The organism is Bacillus sp. GW823-FHT06A11 (genome assembly GCF_058795355.1).
Genome location: NZ_JBXAHS010000009.1, coordinates 116949 through 131552 on the forward strand (window position 1 = coordinate 116949; position 14604 = coordinate 131552).

Annotated in this window: 12 protein-coding genes and 1 pseudogene; 4 read left to right on the plus strand and 9 right to left on the minus strand. The window is 33.4% G+C overall.

All coding sequences use genetic code 11. The features are described from left to right. Positions 1-158: 158 nt before the first annotated feature. The 8 genes from AC1Q8L_RS27365 to AC1Q8L_RS27400 form a co-directional block, all read right to left on the minus strand. A complete protein-coding gene (locus AC1Q8L_RS27365; RefSeq protein WP_071714019.1) occupies positions 159-1070 on the minus strand; it encodes a PTS system mannose/fructose/sorbose family transporter subunit IID in 912 nt (303 codons plus the stop codon). A gap of 18 nt (positions 1071-1088) precedes the next feature. Further along, a complete protein-coding gene (locus AC1Q8L_RS27370) occupies positions 1089-1889 on the minus strand; it encodes a PTS mannose/fructose/sorbose transporter subunit IIC (protein WP_000103758.1) in 801 nt (266 codons plus the stop codon). Between the two features lie 35 nt (positions 1890-1924). Then, positions 1925-2911, minus strand: coding sequence for a mannose/fructose/sorbose PTS transporter subunit IIA (locus tag AC1Q8L_RS27375; RefSeq protein ID WP_029443212.1), 987 nt, complete (start codon positions 2909-2911; stop codon positions 1925-1927). A 1203-nt stretch (positions 2912-4114) separates the two neighbouring features. Further along, positions 4115-4819, minus strand: a complete 705-nt coding sequence (locus AC1Q8L_RS27380; protein WP_029443211.1) for an MIP/aquaporin family protein — start codon at positions 4817-4819, stop codon at positions 4115-4117. Between the two features lie 17 nt (positions 4820-4836). Beyond that, the gene (locus AC1Q8L_RS27385; protein WP_029443210.1) at positions 4837-5088 is read right to left on the minus strand and encodes an HPr family phosphocarrier protein; all 252 of its coding nucleotides are present in this window, start codon (positions 5086-5088) and stop codon (positions 4837-4839) included. A 371-nt stretch (positions 5089-5459) separates the two neighbouring features. Continuing rightward, positions 5460-6113, minus strand: a complete 654-nt coding sequence (gene dhaL, locus AC1Q8L_RS27390; RefSeq protein WP_097877207.1) for a dihydroxyacetone kinase subunit DhaL — start codon at positions 6111-6113, stop codon at positions 5460-5462. A 10-nt stretch (positions 6114-6123) separates the two neighbouring features. Next, positions 6124-7122 carry a dihydroxyacetone kinase subunit DhaK gene (dhaK, locus tag AC1Q8L_RS27395; protein WP_098312009.1) on the minus strand — a complete coding sequence of 333 codons (999 nt, stop codon included), beginning with the start codon at positions 7120-7122 and terminating at the stop codon, positions 6124-6126. An 85-nt stretch (positions 7123-7207) separates the two neighbouring features. Next, positions 7208-7528: a sigma 54-interacting transcriptional regulator gene (locus AC1Q8L_RS27400; protein WP_231009628.1), complete on the minus strand. Its 321-nt coding sequence runs from the start codon at positions 7526-7528 to the stop codon at positions 7208-7210. A 581-nt stretch (positions 7529-8109) separates the two neighbouring features. Between AC1Q8L_RS27400 and AC1Q8L_RS27405 the strand changes: the two genes are divergently transcribed. From AC1Q8L_RS27405 to AC1Q8L_RS27420, 4 genes and pseudogenes are all read left to right on the plus strand, one after another. Further along, a complete protein-coding gene (locus AC1Q8L_RS27405; protein WP_097961979.1) occupies positions 8110-9219 on the plus strand; it encodes a glycerol dehydrogenase in 1110 nt (369 codons plus the stop codon). Positions 9220-10215: 996 nt separating this feature from the next. Next, the gene (locus tag AC1Q8L_RS27410; RefSeq protein WP_098312008.1) at positions 10216-12219 is read left to right on the plus strand and encodes a fibronectin type III domain-containing protein; all 2004 of its coding nucleotides are present in this window, start codon (positions 10216-10218) and stop codon (positions 12217-12219) included. Positions 12220-12484: 265 nt separating this feature from the next. Next, positions 12485-13480 (plus strand): DUF4046 domain-containing protein, encoded by a 996-nt coding sequence (locus tag AC1Q8L_RS27415; protein WP_001178340.1) that lies wholly within the window; start codon positions 12485-12487, stop codon positions 13478-13480. A gap of 213 nt (positions 13481-13693) precedes the next feature. Continuing rightward, positions 13694-13866: pseudogene (locus AC1Q8L_RS27420) on the plus strand (IS256 family transposase); the annotation flags it as partial. Here the strand turns inward: AC1Q8L_RS27420 and AC1Q8L_RS27425 are convergent. After that, on the minus strand, positions 13854-14504 hold the full coding sequence (locus AC1Q8L_RS27425) for an RpiB/LacA/LacB family sugar-phosphate isomerase (protein ID WP_151614298.1): 651 nt from the start codon (positions 14502-14504) through the stop codon (positions 13854-13856). The pseudogene AC1Q8L_RS27420 and the gene AC1Q8L_RS27425 overlap by 13 nt on opposite strands. Between the last annotated feature and the right edge of the window lie 100 nt (positions 14505-14604).

Sequence of the window (14604 nt, forward strand, 5' to 3'; positions counted from 1 at the left end):
TCAAACAATTAAGTCAATACAAAAAGTGGCTGAAACGATAATCCCCAGCCACTTTTTGTATACGAACTATTATCGATTCACAGGCTACTAACCTATACTTCAATCTCAACAATTCCTAAATAATAAATTTTAAGAATTGAAAACGTGAGCAACTTAAATTATAAAAGTCCGATTACGTGACCAACTACCCCAACTACGAATAATGAAAGAATAATAACAATTGGGCTGACTTTTTTCTTCAGCAACCACATGCAGAAAAATGTCAGAAGCAATGCAGCTAAACCAGGAATTAATTGATCTAAGTTATCTTGCAAGGTAGTTACTTTCGTAGGTGACAGTGCCATTCCTGAGTTTACTTGTTCAAAAGATTGACGAATCCCTTCACCATTTCTAGGAAGTTTGTCCCACTCAACATACGCACCTTTATCTAACTGAACTTCAGATACAACTGGCTTGAATTTAATTGATACCCATCGTTCCACCAAGGCTGCAAGTACAAACATACCAAGGATTGATGCTCCTTTTGTAATATCTTGTAATAATCCACCTGAAAGATCATCAGTGATTTTAGAACCGGCTTTATAACCAAATTCTTGTGTATACCACATAAATCCCCAACGGACCAGATTCCAAGCTAAGAAGAAAAGGATTGGCCCAAGGATATTCCCCCCCATTGCTAATGATGCTCCTAAAGCACCTAACATTGGACGTAAAGTAAACCAGAATACCGGATCACCAACACCGGCTAAAGGACCCATCATTCCAACTTTAACCCCCTGAATTGCCACATCATCAACTTCTGCACCATTAGCACGTTCTTCTTCAAGTGCTAATGTAACTCCTAGAATTGGTGAAGCAATATAAGGATGTGTATTGAAAAATTCCAAGTGACGTTTTAATGCTGCTTTTCGATCTTCTTTTGATTTATATAACTTTTTAATCGCTGGAATCATCGAGAAGGCCCAACCACCATTCTGCATACGTTCGTAGTTCCAAGAACCCTGAATAAATGTAGATCGCCATGCAACGGCTAAACGATCTCTTTTTGTTAATTGAATTTTTTCTGCCATTTGTCTTCTCCTCCTGAATTAATAATCGTTTAAGATATCATCAAGCGGGTCACCAGAGTTACCTCCACCACCATTTGAAGAACCACCCATTTTAGAAAGGCTCAAATAAATAAGAGCTAAAGCCACACCCAATGCACCAAGAGCAATAAGTGTTAATTGAGAAATCGCAGCTATTACGAAACCAATAATGAAGAATGGCCATACTTCTTTTGTTGCCATCATATTAATAACTAATGCATAACCAACAGCAACAACCATTCCCCCACCAATAGCCATTCCATCAGTTAACCATGCAGGCATTGATTCCAAGAATCCTTGAACGCTTTGTGCAGGGATAAATAAAAGTGCTCCGGCAGGAATTGCAATTCGGATACCCTGTAAACACACCGCAGCGATGTGTAACACTTCAATTTTTTTTATATTTCCTTCTTCAGCTGCCGTATCCATCATGTGAACAATAGGAACAGCAAGTGTACGAACAATCATTGTTAAGAAAAGTCCTGCTACTGCAAGTGGTACCGCTACTGCAATTGCTGATGCAACACCGCTAACACCTTGTCCGCCTAATACTAAAATGATCGCTGATGCAACTGATGCCAATGCAGCATCTGGCGCTACGGCTGCTCCAATATTTGCCCATCCAAGTGCAATCATTTGAAGTGTACCGCCAAGAACAATGCCAGCCTCCAGGTTACCTGTTACTAATCCAATTAGTGTACATGCCACTAGTGGTTGATGGAATTGAAATTCATCTAATATTCCTTCCATACCGGCTAGAAATGCAATTAGTATCACTAAAATTATTTCTATAGTAGACATTATGATCCCCCATTTCATTTACATTTACTATGTAACTACGATAATTCAACCTTCGCTTTTTTTAGAATATCATCCATATTTGCACGAGAATCATTAGGTACTTTACGTACATCAAAATGAATGCCTTTTGCTTTCATTTTCTCGAAAGCCTCTACATCTTCTCTTCCCATAGAAAGAACCTTATTAACAACAACCTTTCCAGTTGAATGAGCCATAGAACCAACGTTAACTTCTTTAATATCCACACCACCCTCTATAACTCTCAGGACATCTAGTGGGTTTTCAAATAATACCAGTGCATTAGTATTACCAAAACGGGGATCTTTTTCAACTTCAATCATTTTGCTGATTGGAATAACATTGGCCTTAACCCCTGGTGGTGCCGCCTGTTCGATTAATTTTTTACGAAGATCGTCTTTAGACACTGCATCTGAAACTACGATAATACGATTTGGTTGTGTAGACTTTGTCCATGCAGTCGCTACCTGACCATGCAATAAACGAGAATCCACACGGACTAAAACGAACTTGATTTTCCCATCACCAACTACTGTACCGGGAGCAAGTCCGCCATTTGCTTTTCCATCTTTTGCAACTGCGATATCAGTATTTTCTTTGGGTTCCAGCTCTTCAGGTTTAATTCTGACCCCTTCCTTGGCTGTTTTAATGATATGTGCTGCGATCTCTTGAGCAGACGTAATTGATAAACGGGATGCATAAGCTTCAATCACCATTGGTAAGTTTAAACCAGCAACGATTGCCCAATTGTCTTTGTGTTCTTCATACAAGCCATTAGCTTGATTGAATGGAGTACCGCCCCATAGATCGACTAAAAATAATACCTCATCTTGATTATCAAAAGATGCAACTGCTGCTTCCATTTTTGCTCTCAAATCGTCTGGCCCTTCATTTGGCATTAAGGTAACAGCCTTAACATTCTCTTGCTCTCCAAAAATCATTGCGCCAGATTGTAAAATGCCTTCAGCAAATTGGCCATGGCTTGCTAGGATAATCCCTACCATCTCTCTACCTCCTAAATATTTCATCCTAATTTTTTCTGAATTGACGCAACCAACACAACTTTTCTTCTTCATTTCATCAATCTTTAACTATTAAAAACCAACTTTTTCTATCCTTGAGAAAACCACCTCCTAGGCTATTTAAATCTCACTTCTTTTATAAAATTTTGTTTACTACTAAAAATGAGTTTGTGAATCTCCAATTCATCATTTTTCAAATCATTACTTAAAACACATAATTTCTTAGGTAAAAGGTTCATAATCTTATAAAATAACCCACTATAAGAAAACGCTTTCAAAATATAGAAAGAACATACCGTTAAAAATCGTTGTTTCAAATACACTTACTCTAAACCTAATCAACTATAAATAGACTGAGTTGCGTCAAACCAAAATAGGAGTAAAACTCTACTTGCGAATTGCCTCATTGATAAGGAAAGCGTTTATCTCGAAAAACATGATTATCAATGTAAACGAACATGACAGAAATCAATTTAAAGTTCTTTCGAATGATAAAAATACCATGTAAGTTTTAATTACGCATATGTTACTCACCAAAAGTTCAATTGAATGACAGACTATACATATTTATCCTTTTCCCAAATAAAGAAAAGCACTGTTATTCGTATAATGAAATCGATTCCACTTACTAAAAACATTGCCGTTCTATCTGATAAGATGATTTATATCGCCTGCATACAAAATAACAAACCAAAAAAACAATAACCCACTCTTACGAGTCAAAAGTTTGCTAAAGATAGCTATCTAGAAAACAGTTTGTAGTTGGAGACAGAAATTTGATAAAAGAGTTGATTCGTCGCAAAAGAATATTTGGCATTGGTATTTTTGATCTTGGTTAGATTGTATATTTGCTCAATTTTAAAGAGAGTATGTATCAAATAATAATAATATTTGTAAAAAAACACATGAATATAACAATATAAAAGCAGCTCGTTTATCAGTTCTCAAAAGAATAAAACCACTATCACCCTCTACAACGGTTATATATTCATTATATCCATTGTGAATTTTTTCACAATGGATATAAATTGAACATTTTATGAATAAAACAATTCCACATTATAAGAAATATATAGTGATTTTTTTAGCATACATTTTTTACTTAAATACCCCTTTGCATTATATGATCGATAGTAAACGTGGTTAACTAATCGATTTCTAATTGAAGTTTAATATATTAATTGCTTAATAAATCAATTGAAAACCTATAGCTCCTATAATTCCTCCTATGGTACTACCAATTATGGGAATCCATGCGTATCCCCAATCCGAAGAGCCTTTATTACATATTGGTAAGATTTGATGTGCTAGTCTTGGGCCAAAATCTCGAGCTGGATTTAAAGCAAATCCAGTTGTTCCACCAAGAGATAAACCTATAGATACTATTAACGCTCCTATTATTATTGGAAGTAGTCCATCTGTAACTTTATTATGACTTATAGCTAAAATTGAAAATACAAATACTGCAGTGCCAATAATTTCACTTAACAAATTGGACGGCCAACTTTTTATTGCAGGGCTTGTAGAAAACACCGACAATATAATTTCTTGATTTTTAGTTTCTTTCCAATGTGGAAAATACTGGAGCCAGACAAATATTGAACCTAAAAATGCCCCCATCAACTGTGCACCAATATAGGAAGGAACTTCACTCCAAGGAAATAACCCTATACAAGCAAAAGCAATTGTAACTGCAGGATTCAAATGTGCACCACTTATGTTATCTACTATATATATAGCGAATGTAACTGCTAATCCCCAGCCAAGAGTAATTGCAACCCATCCGGAATTTTGTGCTTTGGATTTTTTCAGCAAAGTACCTGCTACAACGCCGTTCCCTAATAAAATAAGAACCAAGGTTCCAATTAATTCTCCCATAAATGGAGACATATTTATGACCCCCTTTGTTATTTCAAAAACCATTGTATAAACACAAGGGCATCATCAGCATCTTCCCCATCAAGAATTACATGTATTTCTGCTCCTCTTTTTACTGCTAAATCGATTAATTGAAGAGTACTTTTTGCATTAACTTTTTTACCTTTAAATATAAACTGAACCGAACAATCATAATCCCTTAAGCCATCTACAATTTCACTTGCTGATTTTGCATGAATTCCATCCTTACGAGTTACAATTAATTTTTTTTCGATTCTCATAAGATTAGCTCCTTTTATATTTTTATAATGGTTTTCGCTTCAAGTACAGCCTTAAATCTTATATATTTCTTCTAATATTCTGCCAATCCCTAATTCAACAACTGCTACGTAGGACCATCTATTAATGGTGAATCTGCTATTTTAATTTAAACACTCTTAATTAGAGTGCCTCCCAAATTTAGGAATACAATTACAACTCATTCATTATAAATAGACTCTTGAATTTATCGAACGCTTCTACCTACTTTATCGGTATCTACTCCTCCTGCAGCAACTATTAAAACACTGAAACTTAATTGGATGAGTAAAGCTTTTAAATCTCTTAACTAGTAGATAGCCATTAGAAAATAAAGCTATTCCTGCATTACTCATCACAATTGCTCCCTAAGTTCATTAACAATATCTTTTTCACCTATAAGAGATAAACATAGAGTTTCAAAGATAATAAAAGATGAGACTGCTCCTGGATCTAAATGACCAATAGACCTTTCTCCTAGAAAAGAAGCACGCCCTTTTTTAGCTAATAATGGCTTAGTTTTTTCCATTTGTTCTCTTGCAAAAATGATAAGACCAATAGGTTTTATTTTTTCTCCATTTCTTTGGATATACTTCAAAACAGGATCCCAAACATCAAGCATTGTTTTATCTCCTATCTGAGTTTTTCCTCTTAGACAGATGCCATTTACAGATTCTTGAAAAGCAAGCCCCAATTCATTGATTGTAATTTTATTTTTCCCTTTCAAAACACTACCAGCCCTTAAAAATGCAGTTCCATATAAAGGTCCTGATGCACCTCCAACCTTTGAAATAAGTATCATTCCAATATCATGAAATACATTTCCAATATCATCATAAGCTGTATATGATATCTTTTTTTCGACCTCTTTAAACCCTCTATTCATATTAATACCATGGTCTCCATCACCTATGAATTGATCAAGTTGCGTTAGGTTTTTTTTTTGATACTCAAGTTGTTTTGCAGTGAGTTGCATCCAATTGATGATATGTCTTGGTGTAATATACATGTTGGCCCTCCTATTGTACACGCCAGTTAGTCGTATTTGCTGGATCATTAAGCAAAGCAGATAGTTGTCCATCTAGTTTTAATAAAGTAATAGAAAAACCGGCCATATCAATCGATGTCATGTATTCCCCAACATATGTTTTACAGATATCGATACCAGTTTTGTTTAATATTGTGTTAACCATTTTATTTATAATATATAATTCCATTAACGGCGTTCCACCTAATCCGTTTACCATTACTGCAACTTTATCACCAATTTTCAATTGCATATCACTTAAAATATCCTCTAAAAGGAGTTTAGCCATTTCATCAGCTGATATCATACTAATACGATGTGTTCCAGCTTCACCGTGAATACCTATACCAACCTCTACTTCATTTTCACCAATTTTATAACCGACTGTACCAGCTCCAGGTATAGTGCACGTTTTTAATGCCATGCCCATACTACGTATATTAGCAATTACTTTATTTGCAACATCTTCAACTTCTTTAAGCGATGCCCCTTTCTCAGCCATTGCTCCAGCTATTTTATGTACAAATATTGTTCCAGAAATTCCTCTTCTTCTCATAGTGTGTGAACTATTATTAATAGCAATATCATCATTAACAATGACTGTAGCAATCGGGATTCCCTGTGCTTCAGCCATTTCAGCAGCCAATTCAAAATTCATTATGTCTCCTGAGTAGTTTTTTACAATTAACAAAACCCCACTTCCAGTATGAACCTTTTGAATCGCTTTCAAAATCTGGTCTGGTGTAGGAGAAGTAAAAATTTCGCCCATTACAGCAGCATCAAGCATCCCTTTACCAACAAATCCTATATGCGCTGGTTCATGACCACTCCCGCCTCCGCTGACAATTGCCACTTTTCCTTGAAATGGACTATTAGCTCGAATAATTATATTTGTTTCAGGCATATTTTGTAGTTTATCAGAATGTGCAAACAACATTCCGTCAATCATATCCCTAACTACTTTTTCTGGATTATTAATAATTTTTTTCATGGCATCTATTCCTTTCCATTAGTCGCCGCTAGTACCCTAACATTTAATTTTATTCCCTCCTACAATTCCCTTTTATTATAAAAACCTATAATGATTTCACTTGGACATTTAGCTTTAAGCCTCCAATTCCATCTAAAAAGATTTTTCCAATGTTTGCTTGCTCAAATTTCCCTTTCCTCATGTGAAGTGCTCCAGTGAATACTCCTTTTTCATGCTCAAATAGCTCACTTTCAATTAAATTAGGGGGGATAGCCGCACAATTTACTAGAATAAACGACTTATCCTTTCTGAAAAAAGCTTTATGGATACCTTTACCTATAAGTTCTTTTCCTGTTTCACTCTCTCCAGTAATAAGAATCGTAGAATCTAATTCTGCCACTTCATTCGCAACAAAGAGCGTCTTCATTAAAGTGTCACTATAAATAATAATGTCTGAAAAAGAGTTGTTTAGTTTTTTATATTTCGACAATTCACATTCTAAATACTTTATTCTTTTCTTTTCAAGAGTCAATTGGTCTAATAATGATTGTGTTTCATAAATAGATTCATCGTTAAAAGTATTCCGCTCAATTTTGCTATAAGTGTAGCTATGGCTCGAGCATGTAGGCCATTTGTAGTATGAATATTACTTACAATCCTTTGTATCATAAGAACCCACTTCATAATAATACATGCATAAAAATACATAAAACTCAACCAGTGAATTTTATGTATTTTTATTTTTATTATTAAAACCCCAACTATTATATAATAAGATTATTTATACAAAACCTGATAATATAGGTTATTAATACTAATTTTCCCATTTCATCTTTCTTAAAAAATAGTATTTGATTTTTGATAATCATAACACTATCTTTTAATCCGTCATATAACAGACGAAAAACATACATAAAATATTCATAATTCTGCACTCAGAATTTTGATAACATTAGATTCAAGGCTAGATTTTCAGCTTACTTATAAAAATATCAAGGAGTGATCATCATGGAACGTATCCTAATTAGCCCGCAAAAATATATTCAGGGAAGAAATGTAATTGAAAAAATTGGAGAGTATGTAAAACCGCTAGGATCCAATTTATTAGTTATTGCAGATGAATGTGTTTGGCATCTTGTTGGTGAAAAAGTTATGGAAAGCTTTCATAAACAAAATCTAAGCTTTGAAAAAGTTGGTTTTAATGGTGAAAGTTCTGAAAATGAAATTGCAAGAATTGAGAAAATAGGAAAAGAATTTGGTGCTGATGTAATCATTGGTATTGGTGGTGGTAAATCAGTAGACACGGCAAAAGCGGTAGGAGAAATTCTTTCAGCCAAAGTTGTAAGCGTTCCCACTATTGCCTCAACAGATGCACCAACCAGTTCTCTTTCTGTTATTTACTCTGATGATGGAGTATTTGAGAAATACAAATTTTATTTAAAAAATCCGGATATTATTTTAGTAGATTCCCAAGTCATTGCGCAAGCTCCATCCAGATTTTTAGCTGCTGGGATTGGAGACGGAATGGCTACATGGATTGAGGCTAAAGCAAATTTAGAATCACGAAAACCTGCTATGGCTGGTGGACTATCTACCTTAGCGGCTGCTAAAATTGCAGAACTCTGCTGGGATACCTTATTTGAATATGGAGAAGCAGCGCTTTTAGCAGTTAAACAAAAAACTGTTACTCCAGCAGTTGAAGCCGTAATAGAGGCAAACACCTTACTTAGTGGACTTGGATTTGAAAGTGTCGGGTTGGCTGCAGCTCATGCCATCCATAATGGTTTTACTGTTTTACATGATAAGACTCATGATTTGATGCATGGAGAAAAGGTTGCATTTGGCACATTAGTACAAATGGCAATGGAATCTTGGACAACTGAAGAGCTATATAACTACATTGATTTCTGTATCAAACTCGGCCTACCTACTACACTTGAAGATTTGAACTTAGGTGATGCAAGTAAAGAAGAATTGATGAAAGTTGCAGAAGCTGCCTGTCAAGATGGTGAAACTATACATAATATGCCATTTGAAATTTCACCAGAAATGGTTTTTGATGCAATTATTGCCGCTGATGCTTATGCTACTGAGTATAAATTAAAAAAATCAATTTAAAATTACAATACAAAAATTAATAAACTTTAATTAAACGTATTTTAAAAATTTAATTAAATGTATATTACACATTGTTAAATTTCGTATATGTCCTTTAAGCATTTAGCAAAATAACAATACAATATAATAAAAACTAAATAAACATTAAAATTTATATGTATCATGAAATAATCTGAAGACTTCATCCAACACATAAAAGCACAAAATATTTAAACAAAACATAGCATTATGTCAAAATTAATCTTGTAACTGAATTTTCACACCAAAGATAAATATAGAAATAAAAAAAACCTCTTTATGAGGTTTTTTCTAGTCCTATACTTTTGATAATAAAATAAGCTGTTTTATTATAAACAATAGGTTAGCTACACCATCTTAACATATGAAAACAAAAAATCTATGTGTCAATTTTTCAAACACCCTATAGTTTTTATGAGAATACTAAAAGAAATAACTAATAAAAAATGTAGGAGAAGTAATGGACTTAATTTATGCTGTTTCCCGTTTACCTACTCAACTAAAGTAAGACAATTTTAGAAAACCTAAAAAGAATAATCTCATTTTATTATTAAAAAATACAACAAATTGTTTAGATTTAGTAATAGAAGTAGTTAGTCTTGTACTCAAGATAAAAATTTTTTAGCCAAACTAGATTATTAGAATCGACACTTTTGTGTACATTTATATTACTTCTAGCTCACTATTAATTCTCTCCTTACAAAAATGGTATATATATATACATTTTAATTCGATTTCCTGTAATTTATGAGAAGAAATATACTATTTTTGAATGAATATCATTACATTTCCCTCTAATTTGTTTCATTTTCTGTAAGTTGTTATCCTACTAAATGAGGGTAATCATCACATATAAAAATTAGCATTAACTAAAATTATCAAAGACATTCATATTTTTATATCAGTACCGGAGGTTACGGCAATGATTCTTCAGAATATTTTTAAAAAATTATAAATTAGAAGTGAGGAGATATTATTATGATTATAAAAAAACATCCATTTCGTACTCTAGCAAAAACAGCTGTTGCATTAACTATGATAATTCCTACATCCCAAGCCTTTAGCCATTCGTTTGCGTACGCTCAAGAAAATATAACGAAATCTCAACAACAAGTAGCGCCATTTTGGAATAAAAATAAAGATTATCCAGGTGAATCTTACGTTACATATGAAGGTAAGGTTTATCATTCTTTATATTGGGTAAATGCAGGTATATTACCTACCCAACAATTTAGCGGATGGGAATTATATACTGGCTCAGAATATATACCCGACAATAGCGATCCAAATGATTTATTTGGTGAAGGAATAACTTGGCCAACCCATGTTTTTGCACCATATGTAGATAACGGAATGAATCCTCAAAATCTATTAAAATATGCCCAAGAAACAAATACTAGTTTCTTTACGCTTTCGTTTATAGTGGCTGATAAAAATGGAAATCCAGTATGGGGAGGTAGTCATACCCCTATTGGAGATGGTAACTTAGATGATCAAATTAAACAAATTAGAAAAATAGGTGGAGATGTTAAAGTATCTTTTGGTGGAGCAAATGCTGGTAATACTCCTGGATTAGGTGCAGATCTTGCCGCCGCTATTACAGATGTAAATAAATTAAAAGATGCCTATAAAAGTGTAATTAACACATTACATTTAACACACATGGATTTTGATATTGAAGGAGCCTTAGTCGCTCACCCAGAATCTATCGAAAGAAGATCAAAAGCGATTGCATTATTACAAAAGGAATTAAAAGCCGAGGGTAAAGATGTAAAGATTGGCTATACCTTACCAGTAATGCCTTATGGTCTAACTAATGATGGAATAAATGTGATCCAAAGCGCTATAAAACATGATGTAGATTTAAATTCTATTAATATTATGACTATGGATTACGGACAACAAAACCAACAAATGGGACAAGCTGCGATAGATGCTATTAATAGCTTGCATGGACAATTAACTAATTTATATAAAGGTACTATTAAAGATTCTGACATTTGGAAAATGATTGCTGTTACACCTATGATCGGAAAAAACGATACTCAAAATGAAACTTTCACATTAAATAATGCAAAAGAATTGTTCCAATTTGCCAAAGAAAAAGGTATTGGGGAAATTAGTATGTGGTCAGTGTATCGTGATAAAAAAGCTATTGAAAGTTGGCAAATCGGTCAGGCAACTGGAGATGCTTCTGGATTACCCGATGTAGACGACGGTGCCTTTTCTAAACTATTTTCTGCTTTTAATAGTAGTACTGAAATTGACGTAATCGCTCCAACAGCTCCTTCTAACCTACGTTCTGTTAGTAAAACAACAACAACTGTTGAGCTACAGTGGGAGGCTTCCACAGATAATATTGGTGTGAAAGAATATGAGGTTTATCGTGATGGAAAAAAAGTAGGAACAACAAAAACAACACGTTATGAAGATGCGGGATTACAAGCCAATACAAAATATAATTATACAATTAAGGCTACAGATGCAGCGGGAAATAAGTCAAAAAGTAGCAATGAAGTTTCAATTACAACAAAAGAAGAGAATCCAGAACAAATAGCTCCAACAGCTCCAACAGGGTTACAAGCATCAGAAACTACTACAAACAGTGTTCATTTAATATGGGAAGAATCCATAAGTAATGTTGGTATAAAAGAATATGAGATTTATCGTAACGGTACGAAAATAGCTACAAGTCCTTCAACTTACTATACAGATGAAAATTTACTGGCTAGTACAGAATATAGATATATGGTAAAAGCTATAGATACTCAAGGAAAAGTTTCAGTTGCGAGTAATGAAATCAAAATCACAACAAAAGATACCCCCTCTTCTGAGTATAAGGCATGGGATTCGTATGCTGCATATAAAAAAGGAGATAGAGTAGAACATCAAGGTAAAATTTATGAAGCAGTTCAAAGTTATCAAGGATACGGTGATCCAAATTGGATTTTCTCATTAGCTTTATGGAAAGTAATTAAATAAACCGTAAAACTATTAAATAAAAGACATCAATTTTTCTTCTCAGATTGATGTCTTTTATGAATTGAAAATTATATTTTACAAATCTATTATTTCATTTGCCCTAGACTATATTTTTCTATAGGTAATTCTTATTTTACATTACTATAATTTGATTAAGCATCATATTTTCTAAGTTAAGATAGAGTTTACATTTTTAATAGTTCGGACGAAAGTCCTAACATTAAAATCTATTTAACTATATATACAACTAAAAGAAGGTTTTAAGATGCAGATGAACACTAATACTATAGAGGACATCTATCAGGAGATATTAGATGGAAAAAGAAATAGATTTCCACCAAACACTTGGAAATTAGATAGAAATAATCAATTGGCCAGAAGAGTAACAAAGTATTTAGTAACAAAAATTTTGAATTGGAATGAAGAAGAGATAAAACAGAATTGGAATAACAAATTGATTGCAAAGTATCGATTACGAGGGGTATTGAAGCACAAATATGATAATAGTCCATATGCAATGATTAATGATTTATATCCGAATCAATTTAAAGAATGGGAATTTAGAATGACACCATTAAATTTTTGGACAAAAGAAAAGGCCTTACAATTATTAAAATGGTTAATTGAAGAAGAGGAAAAATTACCACCACAAAAACTCTTGCAAATTTATGGACAAAAATGGTTAATTAAACATCGACTAAGTGCACCTTTAAGGGTGATTTGGAATGGAAGCCCGTATGCGATGATTAATGATTTATATCCAAATCGATTTAAAGAATGGGAATTTAATAAGGCCCCTAATAAGTTTTGGACGAAAGATAAAACATTACAAGCACTAAAATGGACAATTGAAAAAAAAGAAAAATTAAATGTGGATCAATTGAAGAATATATACGATAATAAATGGTTAGTTCAATCAGGATTGAGCGGAGCCTGTCAACTATATTGGAATGATAGTCCATATGCAATGATTAATGATTTATATCCAGGTCAATTTAAAGAATGGGAATTTAAAATGACACCAAATGGTTTTTGGACGAGAGAAAAAGCGCTAGATGCCTTACAGTGGACAATTGAAGAAAAAGAGAAGCTGACAGATAATCAATTATTACAGCAATACACAATGCAATGGCTTAAAAATCATAGATTATGGACACCTGTAGTAAGATACTGGAATGGGAGCCCATATGCAATGATTAATGATTTATATCCAAATAAATATATAAAAAGCTCATTCAGTGGATATATAAATAAATTTTGATATTATTAGACACAACATATTTACGTAAAAACTTTAATTGCTAAACAGCAAACTATATATGCACTACTAATTAAAATAGGTATGATGATATTATCTATATGCATATTTCTTATCACAGGTATAGTAAATAAGCTCTGAACAGGTCTGAATATCACCGTTGAAATAAAAATAAAGCTAACTTTAAAGTGCAATATCAAGTCTCCATAAGGTAACGAAAAAGGCGCTTTCCTGAACGAAAACGCCTTACTCAAGGTTCTGTATTTACATGTAAAAGATCTCCAAAACAAATGGAATGGCGGTGTAATTGGTTAATGGTGTTGAATCAACTTATGGTTAACTATAAATTCGCCAAACGTATTAAAAAAAATAGTATTTACCTACCGTAATTTAAATGCTTCATTTGTTCGATAAGATAATTTGATATATCTGTGTTATTGCCATTTCGCAAGAGGAATTCCACTAAATCTTGCTTTTGAAGAACAGGATTAATAACCGCTCCATCTAGCTGACTTAGAATCTCAACAATACTATGATGTGAAAAACTCTTGATTACTTTAAAAAGTTCTGCATCACGTTTCTTTCGTTCGGCAGATTCTTCAGGATACCCAGTATTGAACGGTTCTTCAAATAGTTTCTCAAGCGTGAAGCGAAGATTTAATTCGCCCGCCCAACCGAAATTCAATCCAAGTGGCAGTGATGCACAGTTTCCATTATTTATCCTACCGAATAGGAACGCATCTGTTGGAGTTGGCAGATAACCGCTAATGACATTCGGAAGTGTATTACAGGCAATCGACATACCAACACCGCTACTACATCCAGTGATCACAAAATCAACTGCACCTGAATTTAGAAGTAGACCAACAGCTAAGGACACTTGGATATAGCTTAACTCGGAGTCTTTAAATGTAACACCAAAATTGAGCACTTCATATCCATGCCTCGCCACAGCCCTTTTTGTCTCTTCAAAAATCAGTTCATTTTTGCTAATTTGGGTACTTGCTTGTATCACCGCTATCTTCATTCTTACACGACCTTTCGATTTAATTATCACACAAATCGAAATTCAAAAGAAGATAAAAAAAGGCAGAAGCAATCTTGCCTTAATATTTGCTATTCTAAAT